Below are 25,377 nucleotides of genomic sequence, written 5' to 3' on the forward strand. Positions count from 1 at the left end.
CGCGTGTGGGTCGTGGCGTTCGGCAGGGTGAGGACCGCGTCACCTCAACGCCAGACCGTCTCGGGCACCTCGTTGAGCTGTGACGATAGCAATCCTGCAGAGATTAACTTAGCGAATCGCGGCCGAAAGACACAGACATCACACCACCTTGAACCGCCGCCAGCACTCCCGATTTTTGGGCCGAAACCGACGAGATAATTTGGCCGAACTCTAATTCGAGGGGCGGTCCAACACGCGTATCTCCGCCCTCCATGAGCCTCCCGTGTGCTCCACCCACAACTACTACGAGGCGGTGCGGCTGTACCAATCGGGCGTTGATCGAAGAAACCGGTTGGCGGAGATTGAGCAGGGTCCGCGATGCCCGCTTATCGATAACTAGACTGTGCTTCGGAGTCCAAAGGCTCGGCAGCACGCGTACCAGACCGTCAGTCCCGCCGTAAACAACCCCAATGCCTCGACCGTTCGAGTAGAGGCTGGACACGATCCTGTTGATCCCATGCGGCACTTCGTGGGCATGGAGCCTCCGAGGTCTGCGTTCCATGGAGATCGAGAACGATCGAACGAGAGAGGGGGTCACGACGACGATCACTGCCAAGTCATCGAACGGCCGTAGAACCTTCACGTTCGTTATCTCTGAGGGCTCAAAGGTTGTCTCGACGAGTAACTCGAGACGGTGTGCCTGACGCCAAAGAGCCAAGTTTCCGCCCGAAGTCGCGGCTGCTACAAGTTCGCCGGAAGCTTCGACGTCCATCACAACGCCGTCTGGGAACTGTTCGTTGAACGGTAGCCTCTCCGGCCGGTCAAGGCCGCGCTGCCGCCACAAGTGCATTTGGCCCGACAATGTCCCCGCAGCAATCAGGGCGTGTCCAGGCTTATCGGTCGACGAACTGAGGCTCACGACGGTCGATCCCAGCGAGTACCGCTCGATGCTGCGCGCGTTGGCACCGTTCACAAATTGAATTGTGCCGTCCTGGCCGCTTACCACACCTAGGGTCCTACCCCCTCCGGATTGGACTGCCAACACCGTCCGAGCCTGGGGCTCTGCACTAGGTTTCCGCGTACCCACCGAGTACGGGTCCCAGATGCGCACCGTTCGGTCGGAGCCTCCTGATACCGCGATCGCACGCCCGCCAGGGCGATCTATAACGCGGAGGGTCGATGGTGCCGCGCCGTGAGACGCCCCGATCAGCCGCTGCTGCCTATCGTCGGTTACCAGACGGATTTCTAGGAGCCCTAGGTGCTGGTCAACATGGATGTCCGTGAGTCCAGTCGGGGACGCTGAGAGGTCGCCCATGCTAATTGTTCCGTTCTGGGCGTGGAGTTCGACATCGGCATGCGAGCCGGATTTCCATCGCAACAGTTGCCCGTTCGCAAGCAGCAGACGGAAAGTGTTCTCGGGGCTCTGCATGAGCCGGATAGCCACCAGGTCGGCCGGCAACTCAACATCCCGGTGCATGTTCAAAGTCAAAACATCACCAATCGAATGCAGTTGCCAGACAAAGAGGCCGGGCTCGTCCGCGGCCCCGATCACAATTGACCGAATGCCGTCCCTATCTTCGCCAATGGCAACAGCTGGCCCAAAACGCCGCAAGGCAGTCTGGGGCGGATACAACGTTCGACCATCTTGAACGTTGACGATGCGGACGCGGTGATCAGTTACGACGACCACGGCCGAAACCTCTTTGCGGACAACAAGAGCAGCCATGGAAGTAGTTGACGACCTGCCTGTCTCGGTGATTCGGGCTGCGATCTGAGTGTCGTAGGCTTCCTGCCACAACACGTGTTGCGTACGCGCTGACCAAGCAATAATTTGCCCCGTAGAATCACCGCCGAGCACCACCAGCCCGAGCTCAGCATCGACCACAGAGCAGACGCAGAGGGCCGCGCGATGAAGGCCTTCGAACTCCGCCACTAACCCGCCAGACTCCAAGTTCCAGAGGTACACACCTCCGTGGGCAGTTCCGACGAGAAGACCGGATTGGTCCGGACCAAGGCGAGCCTCTCGTATAGCTGTCACGCGGCCTCGATGACCCGTGAGACTTAAGGAAAGCGGCTGCCGCGCAATGTTGTGTGCCCAGTGCAGACGGGCGTTCCCGCTGGGGCGATCACCGGTCGGGAGTCGCGGTTCAATGTACCGGCCGGTACGCACGGCTTGAGACCAGCCCTCAACGGTACTTGCGTTGCCCCGTCCCATATTGACGTGGTGACTCAACACCAAATCTTCAACTCCACCAGGCATCGTCGCCCAGCCGAACAAGTCACTCATAGCATCTTCAACGACCCTCCGAGGGTCGAGTAAGCGCCAAACCGCCGGCTTGACGCGGTCGATCTCCCACCAGCCAGCGCGGTCAGACTGAGCCGCATGCATCGTCGCTGCGTGTTGGTAATAGGCGTTTGAGGCGCCTGGCGCCGCTTCCCGCACGTGAGCAGCGCAAACCCTGGCGAGGGATGTGTGGTATCGACTCACGCCGGGCAGAGTGAGGAGAAGGAAGTCCCTAAGCAACGAGTGAGCGGGCCGATAGACTGTCTGCTCGTACTCGTTGTCGATACGCAAGTACGGTTCTGCGTCCACGAGAAAATCGGCAAGTGCGTTCGGGTCGCATCCCTCTGCTGTGCCCGCAACCGTGCGGGCCACGGTCAGCCAGACGTCGTCTGCCATCGGTATTCCGCGGCCCTGGGATATGGCACACGCCTGGAAGATCGGAATGAATACGGGGTTCCGCCGCCGCAGCCGATCCAGCATCAACTCGAACAACTGCACTAGATTAAGGTGAAGTAGATCCGCGAGCAATCCCGCATCAAGCAAGTCCGGCTCCGCAGCAATCTCGTGCACGATCAGACTCGCGTGCAGAAAGTCGGTTGCACGCAGATCCACGTGATCGGGTATCACGAGCCCGCTGCGGATCGCTTTTAGCCGCTTTCGGATATACCGGTCGATGGCGCCTGCGTCTGCCTGTAGAGGAATTTCGACGGCTTGCCCGGCAGGAGCGGCCTCAACTATCGCCTGGACGAGGTCCGGGTGAGCATACGACAGGTAATGTCGACCCTCATTCGGCGCATCGCGGCAGGCGACGAGGATTTTGCTACCGAATCTCGCACTGGCAGCGCCAATGAAACGAGCGCCTTCGATAGGTTCCTGCATCTCGTCGAGTCCATCGACAATAAACAGGACCGCTCCGTCTACCGAGTCAATATGCGCTGCGATGCGGTTCAGACCTTCGTCGAGTTCGAGACCCTCAACGAGGGAAGGCTCGTCTAGTCCCTCCGAAAAACGTTCCAGTAACCGACGTGTCGATATTCCGGAGGCATTAATCGAGACAACAAGCATCGATCCGTCCGTGTCTGGCCACGAGTTGACCCGCGTCATGAGACCGGCCCTTACCAAGGCTTCAAATAGCTCGGGACGCGAGCGTGTGACGATATCTCCAAGGAATGCCGACTTTCCTTGGCCTGCATCCCCGCGGACGATGCATATTGACGATTCGGGGCTGTCCAGCCACCGACGCACTTCCTGGCGCTCAGCCTCGCGACCCTCGAAGTTCCAGGTTAGTTCACCGGAACCGCCTGACTGTGCCTTAGCTACAAAGTGGTCTCGCTCATCGGCCGGGAGGGCGTCGACGGCTTTTCGGAGTCGGCGATGAACGTCCAGGGTCTGGCCCGTCGGGAGTTGGGCCGATCTCGTGAGGATGGCATCGCCAAGATTCAATGATGCAAACGCTACCTCGCTTGAGACGCTCCTTATTTCGAACTCGGCCCCGATCTTGGCCAGATGAATTTCGTCTTGCGCACCAAAGACATCATCAACAACTTCGCGCAGAACCCGCACGACAGCTCCAGGGGTGGTCACAGATTCGTCGGAGAAAAGCACCAGCGTTGCGCACCGATGTTGCCGTTCACGAAGTTCATTCGTCAGCGCCAGCACGAACGCATCGGACCGGCACGCTTCGAGGATGAGCACAATCAACCTCGTCTCGGTACCGAGTCTGAAGAGATCGTCGACTAGGTTAACCGGTAGGACCCCATCATGTGTCCTATTCTTGGCACTCGCCGAGTGCAGGAGTCGCCCCGGCGCGGGCCCAACGCCATGCCCAAGCCAGTAGATAACTGTTCCAGCAGCAGAATGTTGCCACAACTTCATCGCGGCTTCGATTTCTTGTTTGTCGACCCGCCCACGCAGCGCGACGTTATCGAAGTCTTCTCCGATACCAAAGGATTTAAAAACGTCCGAAACTGATGCCAGGTGATCTTCGCTGACCGTGATGTCGGGGAACTCGTCGTACGCGGTCACGAGGACCGCATTCACGCCCATGCCTATTCTGCTACGACCATGTAGGAGGTCTCGACTGGCGTTCCCTGCCCATTGTCGACGCGCACTGTAAAAATTCCCTCACCGTGCGTGGGCGCCAGTGCGTAATTCACGCCATCTCGCGCAATGTGGCGCAAGCGCTCGACCATCAGACCTTCAGCGTCGAGGATTGCTACACGCAAGTCCGCGTCGGGTGCAGCGTCGGTGATCTGGATCTCGACAGCCGCGCCGACACGATTCAACCTGGGCACCTTGATACCCAAGTCGGATGTAGCCGACAAGAACCTCAGCTCGTCGGTATTCGTCACGAAGTGAGTCGCGATCTGCACTCCTTCAGCCGCGCTGGCCAGTTGACCGTGTTGCAAGCACTGGTACGACTGTGTCATTTCGTCGGGGACTGATGCCGAGAATCGGGGTACCGTTCCGTCGCCTTTTGCATCAACCGTGACGAGTTCGCCTGCAACGTCGCGTTCAAATGCGCTTCCATCGCGGACGTACGCGCCTTCTCGTGGATGGACTGTTCCGTTGGTAACCACCGCAGAGCAGAACGTTGGTTGGTTTACTCCTGTGACACCAACGATATCGGCGGACTGCCTCGTCATCCGCACCTCATACGCCGCGCTGGCGCGGCTGTAGTCCGATTGGCTCCCTCCGATCGATGCTATGAGTGAGCCGTCGACATAGTCTGGCTCAGCGTTCGAGTTTATCGACGGCGCAATACAATTCCACCGCGGTAGCAGGTCGTACATCGACGGCAATCCCGAGGTGAGTTCGCGGATCGCAGACTCCGAGAACGGCAGGTGGTCGAGTGAACCCGTCGACATGGCATGCAGGCTCGACAGGCTTCCGTGCCAGGGAGTTCCCAAGGCAACGATTCGGTCGACGCCAACGTGTTCGACCGAATGTCGAGCTACAAGGCCGCCCATTGAATGGGCAACTAGTACAACATTCATGTTTGCGCTCGGGTATGCGGAAAGATGATCGCGGGCAGCGGGATGCTTCTTCCATCGGGACACGTGCCGTTCGATGTGCCGCGCCAGCAGGACGCCGTTGTAAGACACCGGAAGGCGCCAGTCATATGGGAAAGCCGTCACTGCATCGCCGTGTACTGCATTGCGCTTAAGGCGAGCGAGGAGTGCGCGATAGGGATTCACGGCGTCGAACTTCGGCAGAAACGCTGGACTAGATATCAGGTGACTGGCCTCAATCCGCCCGTACTCTCCGTCCCGCTCTCGCTGTGTTAATGCTAGAGATTTGAACTGGTCGTCCTTCCAAACGTCAAAATACCAACGCAGCGACCGGAAGCCCCACACCGTCCGATCGCCTTCTCTGAGCTCCGACCCCATGATTCCAGGGACTACAACCACGGCCGCCGCAGACAGTGTCCGCTGACTATTTGCTCTAGGAGTCACGATCGAAGCGTACCGACGTTTCGGGTCGCCGTCGTCACATAAGAAGACGACAAATGGTGCGTATGCTAACGACCGGTTGGCCATCAGTTTCTCGACGCGGATTTCGTACCCGTTCAGCCGCGCTGACTATGAGTCCAAACGTCAAATATCAAGAGCCAAAGCGCATCAAGGCAGAGTCACCTATGGCTCTTCAAACACTTGGCGTATGAGACGGTCAGCCCGTACTAACGTTCGCTAGGCCAAGAGAAGCTAGCTTTTGTTGGCGTGAGATAACTTGGAAGGTCCTCGGAGGTCAAACGGTGACCGGCGAGCAGTCGTCCGAGGACATCAGCATTGGCCCGGTCCGCGTCGACAGTTTCACTGAGGGCACGCACATTCTTGATAAGACCCGATAGGCCCGAAGCGACGACCGCCTTGGCTCCGGGCGGAGCAGTTGCATCGTGGCCAGCCTTCTTTGTTTGCCCGCTGCGCGTGCACCTACATCGAAACGCCTACGGCGCTACTCCTGACCCGGCCTTCGGCCGGAAGCTCGTGTTTTGCCCTTCTGGCCTTCCGATTCTGGCCGGCGTCGTCCGCCGCACAAGACCCGACTCCGCTGCGCTCCGGCCCGCTGGGCCCGGAAACTTTTTCAACCCGCACTCGGCTACGCCTCCCAGAAAAACTTTCCGCTCGAATCTTGTGCTCTGTCCTCCTATCCGGCCCAAATCTCCCTCGCCAGAAGGGCAAAAAGTTGGCGGACAGCGGGTCCGCCGGACCGAGCTGGGAGGGGTCACCATGAGTACAGGCAAATCGCGCGAGTTTTCGAAGGAACAACGTCGGATTGCGGGTAGTCGTCCCGATCACACCGCGACTCCGCTCCCACTGCGGACAAACGGTGTCGTCACAAACGTCAACATCACCGCGTGCGGTGAGCAGAGCAGCCGCATCAAGTGGTGGCGCCCGAGACCCGCGTGGCCATGCTGCAAGTGGAGTTCCCCGGTGTGACGATGCAATTCACCAGCTGCGAACAGGTGCAGCTCGTACTCGGATTGTTCGCGATCGCCCGACAGGCTCGGATGGGCATGAGCAAGCTGCACAGGTTGCCCGGAGTCATGACAGAGTCCAACGTCGAGGTCCAGACCACCATGATGTGGACGCGGGTACCGATGGGCGCGGCATCACGCGATCAGTTCACACATCCAGTCACGCAAAGGGTATCGCCGTACGTGCGTCTGACGATCGCGCCGCTCACGTTCGCGTTGATGGATACGACAGCCATCGAGACCATGATTGCGGCGATGAAGAAGGCGCATAAGTTGGCCATTGCCAATTTCGACGACGGCGAAGAGTTTTCACGCAACTCCGCCGCACCCAGCTGGCGGCCGCGAGCGCAGCACAGCTACCGGATTACCGGCACCGGTTGGCTGATGCGCGGACCGACCTCCGAGAAGCAGCGCGACTGACCCGGTTATCCCCAGATCCGGACGTTGTCCACAGGAACGGGTCGGCGGATAGGTGATTGCCGCGCGGCCTGGGGGCCGCGCGGCATCCTTGTCGGTGCGAAACACTCGCACTCGACAAGGAGTACGTCATGATCTGCTGGAGCATCACCGCCCACGTCGCCACCAACCCTGATGAAGGCATCCTTGATGCCGGATCCAACGCCACGTACGGCGACGCCCATCGTTCCGCCGGTGACGCAGCGCTCGTCGCGCTCGCGGTGCTCGCGCGCGAGCACCCGAGTTCGTGCCCGTTTGTGACGATCAGCGTCGACGACATACCGCTATTGCTCGCTGCTGCTGGCACAGACGCCAGAGGTCAGGTGGAAGTAGGTGCGCTCGTCGACGCCGTAATTGAAGTCCGCGAGACGGGCATCGCGTGGCGGCCGACGTCGATGGGCTTCTGAATAGACCAGGCTTGCAAGTCGGTTTGTCCAGACTGTGGGCGGTATCCGGCGAAGGATGACAACCTAGGTACGCGCTGACGAAGTTATGCGGTCACATCGCTCGCCTGTTCGGCGTTCACCTTCTCGGATCCCCTTACAGGCGTGTCGGATCCTTGTGCCGACTTGCCGCTTGCGGGATCCTCGCTACGGGTCTTGGAAGGTGTGCGGCGTGCTCTCGGCTTCCTGCTGGATCCGACAGGGTCCACTCGCCAGTCTTTGAGGTCAGCGTCGGGGAAGCCGGCCTTCTTGGCCTGGGCGAGTGCGTCACCCAGCTGTCGGCGGCGCTCAGAGTCTCGAGTCAGAAACGCTTCGCGTTCCTCGATGATCTCGTTGTGGATCTTCTTCAGGGTATGAACTGCGGCGATCTTGCGCTCTGCCTCGTCGCGTATGCGTGCTTCAATCTCAGATGCGGGAATGGTCAGATTCATAGACTCACGGTAGCGAGTTGAGGGGGTTTGTGGTGTTCGTTCGTGGCGTGTTGTCATGTTTTCCTGCAACAGATTTCAGGCCTTGGATCTGAGAGTTGATTGATGTCCAGTCCGTCCAGTTGGTCCATTCGGAATTGATATGATGTGCGGTACAGCAGCTTTCGAAGCATGGTCGCGTTCCGGTGGATGCGCCTGGGCGAACTGCGATTCAATGATTCTGTCCACGGGCGGTGAGTGTGCCTCGGTTGCAGCGTACTTCGTCGAATCCCTGCCCCGGGCGGAGCAAGCTATAGACTTAGGTTCCCTAAGTCGAGATCCCGAGCGCTGCGCTCCGGAATCTGTCGCACCACGGTGCTAGTCTCCAGTTACTGGAGTCGCTGCGCTGGGCCGAAGGGAGGTGGCAATGACAGAGGAAGTCCAAGCCTCGCCGAAGCTGCCATCACGCAGAAGGTTTCGGCGGAAGAATGTGGCTGGCGGTCGTTCGATCCCCCACAAGGTGATGGTTTCGCCGGGGGAGGAGTCCATGCTGGCGGCGCGTGCGTCTGCGGCACGGGTCACGATTCCGCGGTTGCTGGTAGAGGCGGCGTTGGCTCCTCGCGGTGAGACATCCACGCAGCGTGCCGATCTCGCAGCCGCGATGTTCGCGTCGTATCGTATGTTGGCGTCCTTGGCGAACAACATCAATCAGATCGCAAAGGTGACCAACTCAACTCGCGAGGTCCAACCGGACACCGCCGCCGCGCTGGCTGCGGTGCGTCGGGCTGCTTACCGGCTGGAACGGACGTTGGACGGGTTCGAAGCCCGATGATGCCGAACGTGACGCGTGGCGCGAAGATGACTGGACTGATGAAGTACCTTGTCGGTCCGGGGAAGGCCAACGAGCATAACGATCCTCACCTTGTTGGCGGCGATCCAGCAATCATGGCGTGGCATGACGACGCCACATTGTCGATGGACGCTGCGCGGGACGTGGCGCGGCAACTTGATCAACCGCGCCGGGTCTACGGCACGAACGTGATGGTTTCGAAGCGGACGATGGGCGACGACGGCAAGTGGCGCGCGGACGGTCTGCGAGACGGCAACGTCTGGCACTGTTCATTGGCGCTGAAAGCCGATGAAGGGCAACTCGCCGACGATAAGTGGTCCGACATTGCCAACGACTTCATGCGCGAGATGGGTTTCGCGGAAGCCGGTCTGTCGCCGGCCCGCTGGCTGGCAGTGCGACACGGTCTGAGCGCCAACGGCAATGACCACATCCACATCGCCGCGACATGTGTACGCGAAGACGGCACAAAGGTTGCACTATGGGATGACTGGAAGAAGAGTCAACGCGCGGCCCAGGCGTTGGAGCGCAAGTACGGCTTAGTGGTGACTGAAGGCCGAGCCTCCGGCATCACAAGTAGGGGATACTCGCGCGCCGAACGCCACAAGGCTGCAGGCAAAGGTGGCGAGCCGGCCCGGATGACTCTCGCACGCGATGCCCGTGCGTGCGCGTCGGCAGCGGTCGACGAGGCTGACTTCGTTCGTCGTGTCCGCGCTGAAGGAATGTTGATCCGGCCGCGGTTTGCCGCGGGTACGGAGGACGTGGTGACCGGTTACTCAATTGCGCTGGCGCCCCGAACAGCTGACGGTAAACGCGACTTCGCTGCGCGTCCGGTCTGGTTCGGTGGCGGCCAGCTATCGAAGGACTTGACTTTGCCGCGACTTCGATCGGAGTGGCCCGACAGCCCCGCAGACGCCCTCACCGCAGTTGCCGAGTGGCGTCGTGCCAAGCGTGACCGGCCCCCGATGCGGGGACCTGTGAGCCGTACGGTTTCGCCAGAGCTGTTGGCGAGGGCGGAACAAGACCTAGGTCGATGGACGTCGTATCTTAAGTCGATTCCGCTCGACGACCGCGCGGAGTGGGCTCGTGCTGCCGGGCAAACTGCTGGTGTGTTCGCCGCCTGGTCGGCTCGGACCGAGACTGCTCCCGGTCCACTCGCATGCACTGCCGATGCTCTTGCGCGCGGTGCCGGCATCCAGCAGCACCATGTGGTGCCGAGACGCGCGGGGAGAGTGAGCACCGGCGGCGCAGCGCTTCTCCTGATGACTGCCAGTAGCCCCACGAAACCGGTTGTCGCGTACACCGTGCTTATGCGCCAGCTACTAGCGACGATTTCGGCCCTTGCCGACGCGTCGGCGGCTTCCGGTGATGCACAGCGGGCTTTTTCACTCGCTGAGGTCTGTCGAGAACAGACCGCATTTGCACCGTCCATTCCCGAGATTCCGGCCTGGGCCCCGCCGGCCGATCGTGCACCAGACTTTCCTATTCCGCCGGACGTCGAACGATCAGACAATGAGCGGACGGCAGGATCTGTTCTTCCTCAATCGCTGGAACCCAGAGAACGAACCTATGGAGCACCAGATGCGTCAGTAGGAGGAATCTCGCGTAGGTAGCTGGCACAGAGGGCCGGGTGCTGGTCTGTTGGGATCGTCCGCCACCAAGCCCGCCTCGCATACGGTGTTGCACCCGATGGGACGTGCGGAACGTGGACGGCGTGGACCACCCGACGCCCCGCCCATACTCCCGAGAAGGGTCCGATCGGATTACACGATTTGAACGAAAAGAACTTACTAGACTGGTGAATCTTCCGCTCAAACAAGCGACGATCCAGATGCATCCAGAAGCCTGCGCCCCCTGATCTGGTATTACCTCACGTATGTTCCGAATTATTTTGTGCAGCTGTGGTGTGCGTCAATGACCAACTACGGGTTCAGGTTGTTCAGCGTGAAGGTCCACCGGAACAACCGCGGCGAGCCGTGCGAGTTGGGGGTAGGACAGGGGGACGAGACTCAGCACTTCCGCGACTATCTCCACACTTTGATCGAGCCTCGAGTTGACGAGGTAGTCCATGGCACTCCGCCGACATCGCGTTCGGAAGGCGGTGATGAAGGCGCTACCGAGGATGACGATGACGATGCAGTTGTCCCCGACGATCCAGCCAACGGGAACGGCGAAGCGGAATCCTCTCCGCGTCAGGGCCGCCCGGTCCTGGTTATCACCAAGCTCTCCCACCGTGGCGATCACCTGGTCATTGACTACTTGTACGGACGCGAGATGGGATTCACACATGCTGGCTACTCGGAGGCTGATGCTTCGAAAGACGCTCCGCCGGTGCCGATTGCGAATTTGAAATCGGTGCGCCCGTACCGGGCAGTGTTCCTCTTTCCTGACAGCGAAAAGTCGGAGGGGGGCGTGTTAGCGATCGAAGATGCAAGCCGCGCATGCGCACACAAGAAGCTTGAGCAGTGGCTTCGCTACTGGGCTCGTCAAGACGCCATAGAAGCGGCCGAAGCAGCGAAGGCTGCCAGCGGAAAAGTGAGCCGTCCGGTCTGGTGGGCCGGCAGATATACGCCGATGAGTGACCCGCAGCGCCTCGCACGGATGATCAGGAATGGACAGAGCAGCAAGATCGTACTGACAAAGCAAGGTGGATCAGATACGAGAACGCCAGGCAGATCCAAACTCAAAGTTGAGATGGGACTCGACGATCCTTCAGCTGTCGCTTCAGCCCGCCGATTGATCGGGGGCTGGTTCCCGAACAACGCGAGCGGGGAGTCTCCGCGCACGGGTCAAGTTGAAGCTGGTCGCCAACTTGCGGCTGTGCTGGCTGAGAAGTACACGGGTTTCGACAACGAGGAGTATGACGACGCTTGGATTGAGATTAAGGACTCCGATGGGAAGAAGAAGGAGATCAGCCCCTCACGCTGGGCTGACATCTTCATCTATCCCGTGGCAACGGGCGTCGATTGTCCGACGGACCGGCTATTCTATGCACGAGTCCAGGAGGCGGTGAAGCCGCTTGAGGACTCCCTGACGCTGTCGATCAACTGGGACGGATGGGGAGGCGATGAGTAGATTCAATTTGATCCCTCTCTTTCGCGGGCAGATCAAAGGACTCACGCTCGGCACAAGGCCTGGTCGTCGTCCAGACTTCGTTTCCCTCGCCATCCTCTACGGCGTTCCTGTGACGTTGTTCGCCGTTGCCTGGTGGTATCAGTGGACTCTGTCGGCTCCGATCCCGATTTTGACCGCGGTGTCTCTCTTAGCGGGCGGCACTCTTAGCGCGTTCGGCTCGTTGTCCACGCTCCGGTTGAAACTCACCGAGTGGTCAGACGGCGAGGATGGCAAGAACGTGCACCGCGATTCGCTCGATGAGAGCGTCGCTCATTTGTTCATGATTGCGCTGGCCTGTGTAGTCGATGCTGCGGTACTAGTGATTGGCCTAAATGCCTCGCGTGGCGCACCCGGCACCCCACTCCAGGAAGCAGTGATCTGCATCCCAGCCTACATAGCGATTGCGTTGACAGCGTACGTATTTCTCGCTTTTGTCATGGTTCTACCGCGCCTGTACTGGGCCTACACGCGAATGAACAAGGTGTCGCCCGCGCTGGACGGGTTTGACGCCACCCAATAGCGCGGCTGTCCATCGCCCGCCAGGCTATTGCCGCGGCACTCGAACTCGTGCGGTGGGACCCGGAACTTCAGCAGTCTGGGCGACTTATCCAAGCCTTTGGGATTGGATCGTTGGAAATCAGCGTGCCCGTGTGACGCGTGGTTTACCGCATCGCGGTCGCGGCACGTCCATGTCCGCGATGGTGGCTCGCGTAGCGAGTTTCAGTCGACCGATGCTCGGTCCGGAGTGTGGGGTGCGATGACAGTAGTGCTGAGACCTCGGCACGCAGCTCCATGATCTCTTGACGGGCTTGACGTTCCTCTAGATTGGCGGTGTGACGGGCTTTTGTCGCTGATCGTGCAAGGAGCTGGTTCAACTCAGCGCGGGGGCCGCCTTCGAGCCGCGTAGGCCCATTCGCGATGGATTCGGGATCGACGGCCCAACCGTCCCCGGTTAGATCCTTCACCGGCGCGCTGGTGCGGACGCTCCAGGTGCGTTCGTCGGTACGCTCGGCAACGTCCAGACGGACGAAGGTTGCCGTGATCGCATAGCCGTCCTTGGTAATGCGGGCAGATACGTCCACAACTGCGGACCGGTCGGGGAGTTCGTAGTAGTCACCGAGAGCGAACGGGGACTGTGACATTGAGTTCCACCTCTCTGTTACCGGCCGCGGCTGTGCTGGCGACCACGCATGCGACCGAGTTTGTTCTTGCGCCCTGCCGGTGCACGTCTGGGACCACCACTCGACACAGCTGCCGCCGGCGGAGTGGCTTGATCTAGGTCAGCGGAGAGTCTCGCTGCGGTGGCCTCGTCGTCGACGCCTTGGTTCTCTAGGTGACCGCGGAGTTGGTCCCGTCGTTCGGCAGAGTCGTAGTGGTCCTGAGTGACAGCAGGATCTGTGCGGCCCTCCTGCTTGGCGGAAGTCGTGGCTGCGTCGTGGTTGTCCGCGTCGAGGTCAGCTGCCTGTGTCGCTTTATCTTCGGCTTCTGACTGGCGCATGACCGCGACGGCCACCGCCTCGTCGGGGTTGGAACGGCCGGACTCTGTGCCAGCTTCGTTGTGTTTGGTGTCCGCTCTGCGGAGCAAGCCTTGGATATCGCTGCGGGCGGCGTGTACTTCGGCGGGGGTTATCCCGTACCGGCGATGGATTTGCTCGTCCATGTGTTGCCGGGCCATGGCTGCGGCCGGCGATAGTTGCTGCCACTCGCTGACCGCTCGGTAGGCAGTGGCAATCTTCACGGGATCGGCGTCCTGCCACCATTCACGTCGGTAGATCCGCGTGAACGAGGCTTCCGCGCTCTTCTGTTGAGCCACGATGCGGGGGTTGAGATCCCGGCGTGTCTGGTCGCTTTCGGCCGCGGCGTTTCGACTCCGTTGTTCGCGCAGCCGAGCCTGGCGCTCGGCGATCTGGCTGGCGGCGGCCAGCCCGATCCGCAGCGAGGTTGTGAAGTGCTGCATTGCTTCGTCTACTTCGGAGGATGTCATGCGGGTGACCTGCCTTCGATTGTTCTCGGTTGGGGGATGCGGGCGAGGACCGGACTCTGGGTCTGGTCGTTCGACCCGCTGTCACAGGGTTCTGGTGATGGGCTGGAGTGGAGCGGAAAGTCGCTGCGTTCCAGATACTGTCGCGCCGCTACGGCGTCGGCGGAGGCTCCGTAGCGAATACGTTGCAGCTGTTCGTGGTTGGCGCGATTGCTGAGTGGGTGTTCCCGCATGTACTCGTGTACGGACTCGTTCGCCTGGGCGACAGCACGTTGATATTCATCCCGCTCGATCTCGATCTCTCGCTGCATCTCGGCTGGGATCCGTGCTTCGGTCAGGGCTTCACTCAAACCGGCTTGGAGAGCAGCGGCGAGTTTTCGCGGGTCTGCGTCCTCGAGTTCGGTCCATTCAGCACTGCCGAAAGGGGGAGTGTGGCCACCGGTTTCGGCTGCGGCGGCGATGACCGGTCTCATCCACGTCCGCACTGCTTCGAGATCAGGCGGATGGTACTCGGGGATGGGAACGCCGGCGACTACTCGGTGCCCATCGTGAGCGGGCTCCTGCGGCGCGACTGCGGACTCTGACGATGCGAGGTCCTTGATCCTCTCCGGCCGGAATCCGGACCAGTGCGCAGTACCGGTGACAACGACCGGGGCCTGCAGGTATCCCAGACTCATGACGTAGTCGCGTGCTTCCGCGTCGGTGGTGATATCGACAGCCTCATAGCCGATCTGGGACTTCTCGAGCGCTCGGAACGTGGCCTTGCACTGCACGCAGCCGGGTTTGGTGTAAACGGTGACCTTCATGACTCGACACCCCCGTTACCCGACGCCCATGGTTTGAGGCAGGGCCACAAACATCCCGTTGGGCTCAGCGGTCACCGGCAGCGGCTCGATGTGCCCGGGCTGGCCGGGCTTCTTGTGGCCATCACGGACTGAGCAGGCTTTAAACGGACCGTCCGGATCGAAGAGCTTCTCCATGTGGTGATCGGCGTGATCTCGCCACCACACGCTCATCCCCGTCGACGGACTGAGACGCAGGTGCTCCCAGGAGCGCCACAACGATTCGAGTCTCGAGGTGGCTTCGGCGTGCCGCCACCACTCCGGGCACCACCGTCTGCTCAAGCCTTCGGTGACCTCGCGCCGGTAAGTCGGGGCGAGCTTGTCGGTGACGAACTCGGATAGCGAGTCGAAGATTAATTGCGGTGGTGCAGATTGTGAGGCGGCGTCTGGGGTGGTTTGCTCTGGTTCAGGAGGCGCGACCGTCAGAGCGAGCTGCTCGATCACCAAGTCATCGGCCAAGGTGCTGATCTGGTCCTGGATGTTCTTGGTGATCTCCGATTGAAACGCTCGTTCCACCGCTGCGTCGACGTGCGCGCGGATCCTTTTGCGCACAGCCTCTCGCGCGAGCTCGCCGGCTTCGGCGCCGACGTCGATTTCGATTCCATCCACGGTGTTCTCCTTTGGGTAGTCAGATGGTTGGGGGCTATCGCAGGCCGGGAAGGTAGCGCCGGTCCTTCTTCGGCTTGAACTTTGTCAAGTCAACAGATCCGTTCACGTCCGCACGTGATGATGCAGTTTGCGGGACAGAACCTTTCGATGGGACGGCTGCTGAGGTGCTGATGTCAATCGATCCCTTGACGTCAGCCGCGTAGGGCTTGGACATCCAAGGTTCGGTGCGCACGATGGTGGCGCGGTTTCCCGAGGACGACACCAGGGCTCGGCCGCGCGGCCACTCGGTGAGATTTGCGGTGGTGAGGATGCGTTTGGAACTGACCTGCCGACTCACCGAACCGCCTCCGCGGCCGGACGAGATCGATGACGTCGTGTACTCGTGATCGCCGACAAGCTCGGACAACTCCCGTAGGAATTCGGTCTCGGATACGCCGCCGCCGTAGGTCTTGATGTTGGCTGCTGACCACAGTTTCTTCATCCCGCCGAGTCCCCAGCACTCCACACCCTGTGACCAGGACTGCAGGATCGTCTCCAGGACGATTCCCCTCGAGCCGTAGTGGGAGTAGAGGTTTGGTAGCTGAGGCCATCGGACGATATTGGCGGCTTCATCGAGGGCGGCCACCAGCGGTGTCGAGAGCCGTCCTCCGGGGGAACGTATGGCTTGGCGTTCGGCTTCTTCGATCACCGCGACGGTCAGAGCCGCCACCAGTGGGCCACCAGTGCCGGCGCCTTCCTTCGACAGCAGATGGAGGGTGTGGTGGTCGCCGACGAGTTCAGCGACGTCGAGGTGGTGACGTCGTCGGCGTCCGTCGTCGGTGACCCACTGCTGGAAGGCGCGTAGGCGAAGGCATCCGGCCATCTTTTTGGCCGTGCCGAAGACGCCGGCGCGTTGGCGGTCGGGGGCGGCGATCTGGGAGGCGAGACCGTCGGCCATGAGGTCGTAGCCAGCTCGCCGCAAGGTGACCACGGCATCTTCGGAGGGGCGCGTGATCCAGTCGTACACAGCGGTGACCGGACGCTGTTCGAGGGCGGCAGCCAGGAGAAGCTGCGCCAGAACATCTTTGCCCTCTGGATCGAAGAAAGCGTCCGTCTTGGCATCGGGTGCTGCTGAGCCGGCCGCGAACAATTCTGCGAGGTTGATCGCTGTCACGTCATCTGTGACGTAGGACAGTGGGTTCCACCACCAGCTCGCAGGTTCGCCGACGAGCTCCTGGGAGTCGAAGACCCAGACCGGTGCGGTCCTGGCCTTGACGTGGCGGGTTGCGTCCACGAGATCGCGTTTATTGCTGGTCGCGCTCACAGCTCCGGGCGCCTCGAGGATCGCCGGAATGACCAGGCAGGTTGATTTGCCTGTCCGTGGGCCCCAGATGTGAATCTGTGTGTCCTCCCAGGACGAGTACAAGCGTCGGTTGCTCTGCAGCGCGATACCGAGCGGCAGGCCAGGGCCGGCCGCGGCGTCAACGCCCATTCGTCGAGCAGCCCGGTTCGCTTCACGAGCGGTCAGCGACGCAATGTGTTTGCCACGTCCCAGGAGTTGGGCGGCGTCGTCGATGCGTGTGCGTCTTGCTCTGTGTCGCAGCACAAGTGCTGTGCAAGCGGCCCCTGCAACGATGACCGACACCGACAACAGGACCAGGACGACGGTGGCCCGGTTATTCCAATAGAGCCGGTGCTGGGCCAATTCGAGCACGGTGGTCGGTGGAAACAGCGAGACCTCTTGGTCGGTCCCCAACACCAGTGCCGCAGTCACCAGGCCCGCGATGACAAAGCCGAGAACGAGAACACCCAAGATCAGAGCGTGGCCGGCGGTTCTGTTGGGTTGTCTGGACCGTCCCGGATGAGTCATGACTGTTCCCTTCGGATGGACCTAGATGCGGATGGTCGTGACACGCCAATCGCCAGGTGTGTGGCTGGTCGCGGTGACCCACGCGGTCAATACTTTTGGTGGTTGAGAGTGTCCGTCGACCGTGGTCGGCCGCTGGGTGATCTTCACGACCCTCGACACGGAGGTGGGGGTATCAGGCGGGTGCTCGTCGCTGACTATCTGTGCCGTCGCGACGATGGCTACACCCTGAGTGGCCCATTGACCCCATTCGACGGTCCGTGTGAACGGTGCCCCGGTACCTTGCGCGTCGATCAGTGGCGGTCCCAGTAGCGGGCGTGCTCGGTGGAAAGCTGGTGTGGTGTCAGCCTCCCGCGCTGGGTACCACGTGAACAGTCGGGTGAGTGCGGTGGTGATGACGAGTTCGGCGTTGCTCGTCGGCTGTGGGGTGGATGACATCGACGTGGCTGGTTGATCAGCGGTGTCGGAGCCGCAGCTGGCCAGCAGCAGTGTCAGCGCGAAAGCTGCAACGAGTTGTACGGGTCGGGGTGTGTTCATACGACCCTCTTCACGCGTGAGCCGCTCTGGAAGCTGCTGTACTTGACGTTCTCGCCGGCCTGCGGGGCGTGAATCATCTGGCCGGGTGCGGCAACGACGCCCACGTGTTCGGGTCCCGTGCTCCCGAACTCGGAGAAGACGAGGTCGCCGGCTTGCGCCTTGTCGAGGGGTATCTCGGTGCCGAGATTCCATTGGTCGTAGGTCGTGCGTGGAAGTGACGTCTTGTTGCCTGTCCCTTGGAAGACCGCGGCACTGGTGAGTCCGCTGCAGTCCAGGCCTCCGTTGGTGGGTCCGTGGATGTCGCCACCGCCCCACACGTACGGCGTGCCGAGGTATTGCTTGGCAGCGTCGGCGATCTGTTTGCCGTGTGGCGAGGTGGCGCTGTAGGTGAACCGACCAGAGGCGTTGCGGTCGGTGTACTTCGGCATGTCGTTGATGATCGACCGCACGTACGGGATGGTTTCGGTGATCGCGCGTGGATAGCTAGGCAGCGAGTCTCGACCCAGGGTCGGATTGCGGACGAGTGAGCCCTCGCCCGCGTTGTAGCCGGCGAGGGTCAGTTCGTTCGGATCGCCGCGGTAGCTGCCATCTTCCAGTCCTCTGTCAACCTGCTCTCGGATGTAGCAGAGGTAGTGGCCTTCGGCCATGACAGCGTCGCCGATCGAGTTGACGTCGACGATCCCGTTGGTGTCGTAGTCTTTGCCCCATCGAGCCCAGGTGCCGGGTATAAATTGTGCGGGGCCGGCGGCCGCATCCGGTGAGACCGGTGCGTTGGGGCCGTAGCGAAACTTGTTCTCGTGGTACAGCTGGCTTGCAATCATCGGGGCGCTAACGTCAGCGCATAGAGAACCGGCTTTGCGGATCCACGGTTCGAACTCAGGTGGCACGGAGCCGGCCTTGAGGGATCCGCCGGCGGTACCAAAGGTGTCGGGCGGGCACGGGGCCGGCGGGTCGCCACCTTGGGTTGCCGTTCCGTCGGTGGAGGCGGCACCCTGTAGCCAGGGCATCGGATCGATAGGGTGCCCGTTGCCTTCAGGTACCCGTCCGCCAGGCCAGACTTCGAAATGTAGGTGAGCGCCGCTGGATTGGCCGTTGCTTCCGACGTCACCGATACGTTGCCCTGCTGTGACTTTGTCTCCGGTCCGCACTCGGACGCCGTCGTCGTACATGTGGCCGTAGACGGTGGAGACTTTCTGCCCGTTGTCGAGTGAATCGATGACGATCCAGTTGCCGAAACCTTGAATTGGCCCGGCGTCGGCGACCTGTCCATCCAGTGCGGCGACAATCGGATGGCCCAGAGGTGCAGCGAAGTCGGTACCGCGATGAGCCTCGCCGTCGCGGTCGCCGAAGGGGCTGGACACGGTGTAGCCCGGTGCCACAGGGACTGTGCGCTTGCTGGGCGTGACTGCCGCGACGGGTGCGGGGGAGCCTGCGGGCTGAGGTTGGGCCAGGGGTGCAGCTGGGGCACTGGCCGGTCCAGTACCGGCGCGATCGAAGCTACCCGCGGGTGCAGGCTTCTTGCCCATCAAGTCCTTGGCTTCTGAGCACGATGGCCACGCGCCCCATCCCTGGGTCGCGAGGACGGCATTTGCAACCTCCATCTGTTGCGCAGGGCTCGCAAGGTCGGCGCGCGGCGCGTAACGCGAACCTCCATGACCTTCCCAGGTCTGTTGGGTGAACTGCAGTCCACCGAAGAACCCGTTCCCAGTGTTCGTGCTCCAGTTACCACCAGCCTCGCACTGGGCCAGCGCATTCCAGTCGTCCGCGGAGACCACGGTGGGGTCAGCCGATCGCCCCGACGGTGCCGGTGCGACCCCGGCGGCATTGACAACGGTCTGATCGGAGACCGAGGTGTCACAGTTCGCTCCAGGATCCGAGGCTGTGATGACCGCGAGCATGAGCGTCACACCTGTGACCAGCGCCAGGAGCGCGATAGCGAGTTTGCTGGTGGTACTGCCCATCTCATGTGCCGCCCCTACCTGGTTGCGCGATCGAGTCCGTCGAAGCGTTTGTTGGTGTTGTGGATTCCCGATGCGATTTCGGTGGAGGTGAGTTTGGTGATGAAGGCGGCGCCGGGTCGGCGCCCGATCTTGAGCAGGAACATCCCGCGGCCGGGTGGCGGCTTCTCAAGGTTGCGTTGCACGTCCATGGTGGGAGGCGAACTCCAACCCGAGACCCGAGCCCGTTCCTTCGCGGTGAACGCAATCACCGTTTCCAACGCGTCGATGTCGGCCGGTGTCAGGCCGCCGCAGATCACAGCACCGGCGCGCTCGATGAATCCCATCGCACGCTGGCGTTCCTGTTCACTCTTCAACGTGCGCAAATCTTTTGGCGTGTGTGTGATCATCATCAGAGACAAGCCGAGCGTGCGGTTGATGCGGGTGAGCGCGTCGACACGCTCGACCATGCCCGGGCCGGCACCGAGGACCTGCCACAGCTCGTCGAGGACGGCTTGAAACTGCCGTTGCGGTCGCAGACCGAGGTCGGAGAGGGTGTGGGCGGCTTCGATGGCGCCGAAGCCGTCATTCCAGCACGCGAGGAGCACCGCCGCGCGCAGGCGTGAGTCACCTCGGGCCAGCGCGGAGACGTCAACACAGACCGCGGGAGCATCGAGGTTCAGGGGTGTGGAGGTCTGTGCTGAGAAGACTCGCCCAACAGGGGTGTCGATCAAGGCGCGCAGTGACATTCGCAGTGGGCGAGTGACTTCGAGGTATTGCTCGTGCGTCTCGGCCTCGCAGGTGGCGAACAGATCAGGATGCCCATCAGCAAGGAAGCGCCGCAGATCTGTCAACAGCGGAGGGCTCTCGGGCCCGAACCGAACATCGCTGGTGATCAGCTCGAGTGCGCGGCTCAGGACAGCTTCCTCGGTATCGGACACCGGTCTGTCTTTGCGGACCATGGCAATCAGCGCGCCGGTCATCTCGACCTGGCGAGAGAGCACCTCGGCGTGCACCCGCTTGTACTCGTCGTCGAATCCGTACTGCTTGAGTACGGGGAGGATCGATCCCAGGGCTCCGACAGCGAGCGGGTTGATCGTTCCTTCACCAGGGCCGACCTTGACAACTTGCCCGTCCATCTTGTGGATTTGGTCGACGTACTCACCTTTGAGGTCACCCAGGATCATGGGTGTCACGCCGCTGGCGATGGCCCCGGTGACCATCTTTCGGCACAGGGTCGACTTTCCAAGTCCTGGTAGCCCCAGGATGAAGACGCTCGGATTTGAGATCAGGTTCGCACGGTGGAACCAGTTGAGTGGGTCGAAGCACAGGGCTTGGCCGGTATCGAGGTTCTCACCGAGGTAGGTGCCGATAGTCGGTGTGCCGGCACTGACCAGCCATGGCCAGATGCCGCACACCTGATTGCTCGTCCCTCGGTATTCGGCGGGCTTGTCCACCAACGTCCAGCGCCCACCTCCGCGTCCTGGCAGCCCACGAAAACCGAAGGTGCGAACGGCCTTCCGTGCAGCGCTGGGATCGCGCTTCGGGCGACTTTCACCGGCTTGCACACTGGCTCCCCGGCGCACTCTGATCCGTCACGATCTGAATCAGTTGGGCCACAGTTTCGTCCGAGAAGTAGAACAGGACGCCTTCGATGATCCAGGTGGTCGGAACCTGTGGATCGAAGCCGGCGGTAGTCAGCTCACTAAGCCAGCCACCCTCGAGGTCCCCACCTCTCGGGCGCCAATCGACGTTGATGGAGACTCTATGCTCGGCGAGTACCTGCTTCTTGTAGGTGATTACGGGGAGTTGGTCGATCTCGAACACGACGCAGTCTGCCGGCAAATCGAGTCGTGCAGCACGTGTGTCGAGTCCGGACCCGAGGATGACAACCTGCCGGACACCGTTGCTGGTCCCCTGGAGAAGCGCTTGGTCGAGGAACTGCGTTCGAACGACGTTGGACTCGAATAGTCTTTGGCCAGTGACTTGTTCGAGCTCGAGCGATCGAAGGTCCAACCCGGAACTGTCGACCAGCAATGCTGCGAACGGGTCGTAGATCAGTCTCCCGTCGCGTTCGGACTCGATCGCTCGCATCTTCGCCGTCAAGACTGCGGTAGCGGCGATGTTGCCGACCTCGAAGTGACTCATGTGCGCCCCCAACGCTAGTCATGTGCCGGGTAGTATACCGGCAGACGTCGAGCGGTCCGAGCTGCTAGCGTGTGGCCTTGCTTCATATCGGCTGAGCGAAAGGGTGCAACCCGCCTTGGCTGATGGTTCCAGAGTCCCGCTCCCGCTGTAGCGCAGCAGAGGATTCATCGGATCTTTGCGAGTCCTAGGTAATCGGGGATCCTCGGCCTCGAGGTGAATCAATCGCTAGGTTATGCGGCGACCACCGCGCTCCGTCGCCTGCTTCTGCGCTGAGAGCCATCGCTCGAACGCGCGCGCCGGTGGGAGACTTGAGATGTCACTCGGACTACGCGGGGCATTCGTTCATATTTCGGTGGTACCCGGAGTGTGGGGGCGGTCAGGAACGGTCACTTTCTGAATCGTTTCCGAACACTTGAGGCCCTAATCGAGGTTGATGCTGTCCTCTGGTCGGCGTGACGGTTTCACGTTCGGTGCGAAGGCAACCTTTGGACATTGGGCAACTAGCACACAGCGCGGCAGTCTGGTGCCCTGGGAGTCGCGGGGGACGACTAGCTAGTCGGACCAAAGTTGAAGTGCGTTTTCCATCGCATTGGATATTGGAAAGGGCCGCAGCGGAGTGGGGAACGGTTCTTGCAGAAGCGAGCGGTCATCGGGATGTGAATAGAGCCACTGATATGCATGGCTGGCGGTGACGCCGTTAAAGAGTCGTGCTAGGTGCGGTGTGGCCAAAGTACGACGGTCACGCCCGGAATCGAGTCGTACGGGAATACTGCTCGGGAGCGGCTTTAACACGAGCCCTGACTTCCTTGATAGAGGAAAAAGGAAACATAAAGCGTCGGCCATTCCCGTCCGGCCGCCGACGGGAACATCGTTTGGAGGTATCACTCCGACGGGAGAGTCGCATGTTAATAGGGATTCATCGCCGAACCTCACTAGCCGCCACGATGATCGAAGGACGGCATCTAGGACTAGTGGAAACATTTGGTAAATCAGAGCTACATGCGGTGATGCGGGTACGGCGAATTCGATTGTGGAGGAATCGGTAGAAGTTTTTGATAGCTTATCGAACTTCGCGTCGCTAGCCTCGCCGACGCTGGATCCCTCAGCGACTACATTCTCGGCTAGAAATTCATTCAGAACTTGGTGAACACGCTCTGATACGAAGTCTCGGACGTGCCGTCCTCGTAAGTATTGGAATGCGATAAGCTGCGCCAAACTTACTCTGTCGTCCTCCGATAGCGGCCAATCATCATGGTCTACGATCTTCCGAATTACAACGGAAGCGGTTTCTTCGATGCTCCCGAAGAATTCCTCAAGGGCGGACGGGTCTGGTTCACCGATGCGATAGAAATCAGAAACGACTGTGGCGTCTGAAGTGTTAGTGTGGATGACTTTTTCCGCGGTCCGGGAGATTGCGCAGAGTTGAAAGCGTTCCCGTTTTTGGGCTCCAAATCCGTTGAGATAAAATTTGGGTACCGTGTGATGGCGTTTGGGTTCGTTCTCTCTCTTCTTCATGTAATTCCTCTGCAAACAGTCACTTCGAGGGTTTGTTGGATCTCGAATAGATTCTTGTCAACGTCTAGAACCGTGCTGTTCTTGTGAGGCTAACAGTCCGGCGATTTATTCGGCCAGTGTACGGCCGTCGAGGCGGGGCGGGACGGTGCGCTTCAGCAGCGGAGGGGAACCTTCGAAGCGCTTAGCGGTCCGTCATAAAAGTGTACGGAAGCTGGGCACCAAGGTAGGGCCCGTGCGTCTTCTGGGAAACCTTTCCATGGCCGTCACCTGCCCGTCTAACGTAGTTGTGTTCGATCACGTGGACTCGTCTACGGGGGAATGGCAGGAGTGCCTCGCGCTGCGGTGGGAAAGCGTCGACCTCTGCGTAGGCGAAGGAGCTTGTTAAGGCTGGGTAATGACGACGGCGTGATCGGTCGCCGAGGAACAATCGAGCTTAACCCGTTCTGCCGACGTCGGGATGGTCGCGGAACTCCAACAGCGTGCGGAACGCAGCTAACAATCGATGCCTTCGCTCGGGGCTGTAGTCGGTGGACGACCTAATTGTGGCATTCAGAGGCGACGACGCACTCGGGCTAATGGAACCTCCCACGCGACCTCCGGCATACCTTTTCCTCGCTACCGATCGCGGCGGACACTTCAGCGAAAGTGATCCAGGAGCATCGACGCCACAGCTCTCGTAAGACCACGATTGCCACATTGCGCCGACCTGGACAATGCCGCCGGGCGACGTGCTGACCAATGCGCTAGGCGTTGCCGTCGACACCTAATGACGACGGAGTCATCGACCAGCCGGCGAGTTCGGCGCTGAACGATTACTCATCGCTGAACTCTTCGCCCCAAGTTTCCTCAGCGCGGTCGCCTACATTGACAGTTTTCGACCCTGATGGCAGCCGCGAAAGGAGATCGGTGCCTTTGGCGACGGGTAATGTCTCAACGCGATCAGGGGTTTCTTCAAATCCTAGGCTGACTGCACTCCAGGATGCCGCCTTGCGGCCTGGAATCTTGTGGAATGTTCGGCCAACTGAGTGAAGGTCATCGAGGAATCGCACAATTTTTACCTCAGTTTTTCGGTAGGGAACTTTCAATTTCCCTCCCGGCGCACGGCTCGAGTGCACTTCGGTCTCGCCGAGGATGACGAAGCGCATGCCGACTTCCGCCCCGTCTACTTCTCCCACATTAATAATCACTTCTCGGTTGCTGATCACTTCCACAACTTCACCGACGATTGCATCGCGTTCGTCGTCGGATGTGTCTTCGTTGTCTGTCATGGTGAACCTCCATTGCCGCTGTCGGTGTTAATCGTTTCGTCCGTCTGGTCATCTGCTATCCAGCCGACCTGTGTGACCGTCTGAGGATCGAAGTCGTTCCAACTTCGGACGATCATGACCCCACTGTTCTGTATCTCTGAAAGGCGCACATTCAAGTTCACCAACGCGGAACGAAGCTCCTCGGCATTCGCGCGCGGATTGCGTTTCTCCTGTACCTGCTCGACTAACGCAACTGCTACCGCGGACTTCGCGACAAGATCGATCATCAGTCGAACGACCGTTTTCGCGTGCGCAGGGTCAGCCTTGCGATGCCGTGAAAAGAGCCAAGCGCCCGCAAACTGCCCCACGACTGCCAGAACAGCAAGAATTGCGGGGAGTGCGTTGCCATCAGTCGCGACGAAGCCGAGAATTATGGTCAAAATTACGCTGGCGAGTGCGAACAAGCCACCACAGACTTGCTGCGGTGTTGCCTCCCGCGCAGACTGTGGCAGCCAGCCGTTCCAACTCACGAGCTGATGCTAGTCGGTGGCACCGACGTTGGCGGGGTTGGCGGGGCTGAAAAGGCTTAGTTTGGGGTGTGCGTGTGGATGTGGACCGTTTGGCGGTGCGGGCGTTGCCCCGCAGAGTTCTTCGATCTGCCACCGACCGCAAACGTCGAAGACATTCAACTGGGACTGCCGTGATTCA

At 60.8% G+C, this 25,377-nt stretch carries 21 protein-coding genes and 1 pseudogene; 6 read left to right on the forward strand and 16 right to left on the reverse strand.

The genetic code is table 11. From position 1 onward, the window contains the following. Nucleotides 1-103 precede the first annotated feature (103 nt). Both AC1D75_RS14345 and AC1D75_RS14350 read right to left on the reverse strand, forming a co-directional pair. Entirely contained in the window at nt 104-4,309 is a 4,206-nt protein-coding gene (locus AC1D75_RS14345; RefSeq protein ID WP_495515840.1) for a hypothetical protein, read from the reverse strand. A 2-nt stretch (nt 4,310-4,311) separates the two neighbouring features. After that, nucleotides 4,312-5,619, reverse strand: coding sequence for a lipase family alpha/beta hydrolase (locus tag AC1D75_RS14350; RefSeq protein WP_495515841.1), 1,308 nt, complete (start codon nt 5,617-5,619; stop codon nt 4,312-4,314). Nucleotides 5,620-6,779: 1,160 nt separating this feature from the next. Here AC1D75_RS14350 and AC1D75_RS14355 point away from each other — a divergent pair. Both AC1D75_RS14355 and AC1D75_RS14360 read left to right on the forward strand, forming a co-directional pair. After that, complete coding sequence (locus tag AC1D75_RS14355; protein WP_495515842.1) at nt 6,780-7,160, forward strand: hypothetical protein; 381 nt, start codon at nt 6,780-6,782, stop codon at nt 7,158-7,160. Nucleotides 7,161-7,288: 128 nt separating this feature from the next. Further along, nucleotides 7,289-7,603 carry a hypothetical protein gene (locus AC1D75_RS14360; protein WP_495515843.1) on the forward strand — a complete coding sequence of 105 codons (315 nt, stop codon included), beginning with the start codon at nt 7,289-7,291 and terminating at the stop codon, nt 7,601-7,603. A gap of 83 nt (nt 7,604-7,686) precedes the next feature. On the opposite strand, the gene AC1D75_RS14365 is transcribed toward AC1D75_RS14360, so the two are convergent. Continuing rightward, the gene (locus AC1D75_RS14365) at nt 7,687-8,070 is read right to left on the reverse strand and encodes a hypothetical protein (RefSeq protein WP_495515844.1); all 384 of its coding nucleotides are present in this window, start codon (nt 8,068-8,070) and stop codon (nt 7,687-7,689) included. Between the two features lie 499 nt (nt 8,071-8,569). Here AC1D75_RS14365 and mobC point away from each other — a divergent pair, with 499 nt between their 5' ends. The 4 genes from mobC (at nt 8,570) to AC1D75_RS14385 (ending at nt 12,527) form a co-directional block, all read left to right on the forward strand. Continuing rightward, the gene (gene mobC / locus AC1D75_RS14370) at nt 8,570-8,878 is read left to right on the forward strand and encodes a plasmid mobilization relaxosome protein MobC (RefSeq protein WP_495515845.1); all 309 of its coding nucleotides are present in this window, start codon (nt 8,570-8,572) and stop codon (nt 8,876-8,878) included. A 113-nt stretch (nt 8,879-8,991) separates the two neighbouring features. Continuing rightward, the gene (locus AC1D75_RS14375) at nt 8,992-10,506 is read left to right on the forward strand and encodes a relaxase/mobilization nuclease domain-containing protein (protein WP_495515846.1); all 1,515 of its coding nucleotides are present in this window, start codon (nt 8,992-8,994) and stop codon (nt 10,504-10,506) included. A 301-nt stretch (nt 10,507-10,807) separates the two neighbouring features. Further along, a complete protein-coding gene (locus tag AC1D75_RS14380; RefSeq protein WP_495515847.1) occupies nt 10,808-11,968 on the forward strand; it encodes a hypothetical protein in 1,161 nt (386 codons plus the stop codon). Continuing rightward, complete coding sequence (locus AC1D75_RS14385) at nt 11,961-12,527, forward strand: hypothetical protein (protein WP_495515848.1); 567 nt, start codon at nt 11,961-11,963, stop codon at nt 12,525-12,527. Before AC1D75_RS14380 ends, AC1D75_RS14385 begins: the two co-directional genes overlap by 8 nt. Before the next feature lie 142 nt (nt 12,528-12,669). On the opposite strand, the gene AC1D75_RS14390 is transcribed toward AC1D75_RS14385, so the two are convergent. The 13 genes and pseudogenes from AC1D75_RS14390 to AC1D75_RS14450 form a co-directional block, all read right to left on the reverse strand. Beyond that, nucleotides 12,670-13,149, reverse strand: a complete 480-nt coding sequence (locus AC1D75_RS14390) for a hypothetical protein (protein WP_495515849.1) — start codon at nt 13,147-13,149, stop codon at nt 12,670-12,672. 17 nt (nt 13,150-13,166) lie between these two features. Next, nucleotides 13,167-13,991 (reverse strand): hypothetical protein, encoded by an 825-nt coding sequence (locus AC1D75_RS14395; RefSeq protein ID WP_495515850.1) that lies wholly within the window; start codon nt 13,989-13,991, stop codon nt 13,167-13,169. Next, complete coding sequence (locus tag AC1D75_RS14400) at nt 13,988-14,461, reverse strand: DUF2742 domain-containing protein (RefSeq protein ID WP_495516088.1); 474 nt, start codon at nt 14,459-14,461, stop codon at nt 13,988-13,990. Before AC1D75_RS14400 ends, AC1D75_RS14395 begins: the two co-directional genes overlap by 4 nt. Before the next feature lie 105 nt (nt 14,462-14,566). Next, nucleotides 14,567-14,794: pseudogene (nrdH, locus tag AC1D75_RS14405) on the reverse strand (glutaredoxin-like protein NrdH); the annotation flags it as partial. 15 nt (nt 14,795-14,809) lie between these two features. Beyond that, on the reverse strand, nt 14,810-15,439 hold the full coding sequence (locus tag AC1D75_RS14410; protein ID WP_495515851.1) for a DUF4913 domain-containing protein: 630 nt from the start codon (nt 15,437-15,439) through the stop codon (nt 14,810-14,812). A gap of 34 nt (nt 15,440-15,473) precedes the next feature. After that, complete coding sequence (locus AC1D75_RS14415) at nt 15,474-17,231, reverse strand: type IV secretory system conjugative DNA transfer family protein (RefSeq protein ID WP_495515852.1); 1,758 nt, start codon at nt 17,229-17,231, stop codon at nt 15,474-15,476. A 78-nt stretch (nt 17,232-17,309) separates the two neighbouring features. Beyond that, nucleotides 17,310-17,822: a hypothetical protein gene (locus tag AC1D75_RS14420; protein WP_495515853.1), complete on the reverse strand. Its 513-nt coding sequence runs from the start codon at nt 17,820-17,822 to the stop codon at nt 17,310-17,312. Then, complete coding sequence (locus tag AC1D75_RS14425; protein ID WP_495515854.1) at nt 17,819-19,783, reverse strand: transglycosylase family protein; 1,965 nt, start codon at nt 19,781-19,783, stop codon at nt 17,819-17,821. Before AC1D75_RS14425 ends, AC1D75_RS14420 begins: the two co-directional genes overlap by 4 nt. Before the next feature lie 14 nt (nt 19,784-19,797). Further along, a complete protein-coding gene (locus AC1D75_RS14430; protein WP_495515855.1) occupies nt 19,798-21,327 on the reverse strand; it encodes a putative type IV secretion/conjugal transfer ATPase in 1,530 nt (509 codons plus the stop codon). Continuing rightward, nucleotides 21,314-21,907, reverse strand: a complete 594-nt coding sequence (locus tag AC1D75_RS14435; protein ID WP_495515856.1) for an SAM-dependent methyltransferase — start codon at nt 21,905-21,907, stop codon at nt 21,314-21,316. The genes AC1D75_RS14430 and AC1D75_RS14435 overlap by 14 nt, the downstream gene beginning before the upstream one ends. A 552-nt stretch (nt 21,908-22,459) precedes the next feature. After that, nucleotides 22,460-23,422, reverse strand: a complete 963-nt coding sequence (locus AC1D75_RS14440) for a DUF4238 domain-containing protein (protein ID WP_495515857.1) — start codon at nt 23,420-23,422, stop codon at nt 22,460-22,462. Between the two features lie 812 nt (nt 23,423-24,234). Beyond that, complete coding sequence (locus AC1D75_RS14445) at nt 24,235-24,690, reverse strand: hypothetical protein (protein ID WP_495515858.1); 456 nt, start codon at nt 24,688-24,690, stop codon at nt 24,235-24,237. Continuing rightward, on the reverse strand, nt 24,687-25,199 hold the full coding sequence (locus AC1D75_RS14450; RefSeq protein ID WP_495515859.1) for a hypothetical protein: 513 nt from the start codon (nt 25,197-25,199) through the stop codon (nt 24,687-24,689). Before AC1D75_RS14450 ends, AC1D75_RS14445 begins: the two co-directional genes overlap by 4 nt. Nucleotides 25,200-25,377 lie beyond the last annotated feature (178 nt).

The sequence above is a fragment of the Williamsia sp. Y712 genome, assembly GCF_059445525.1.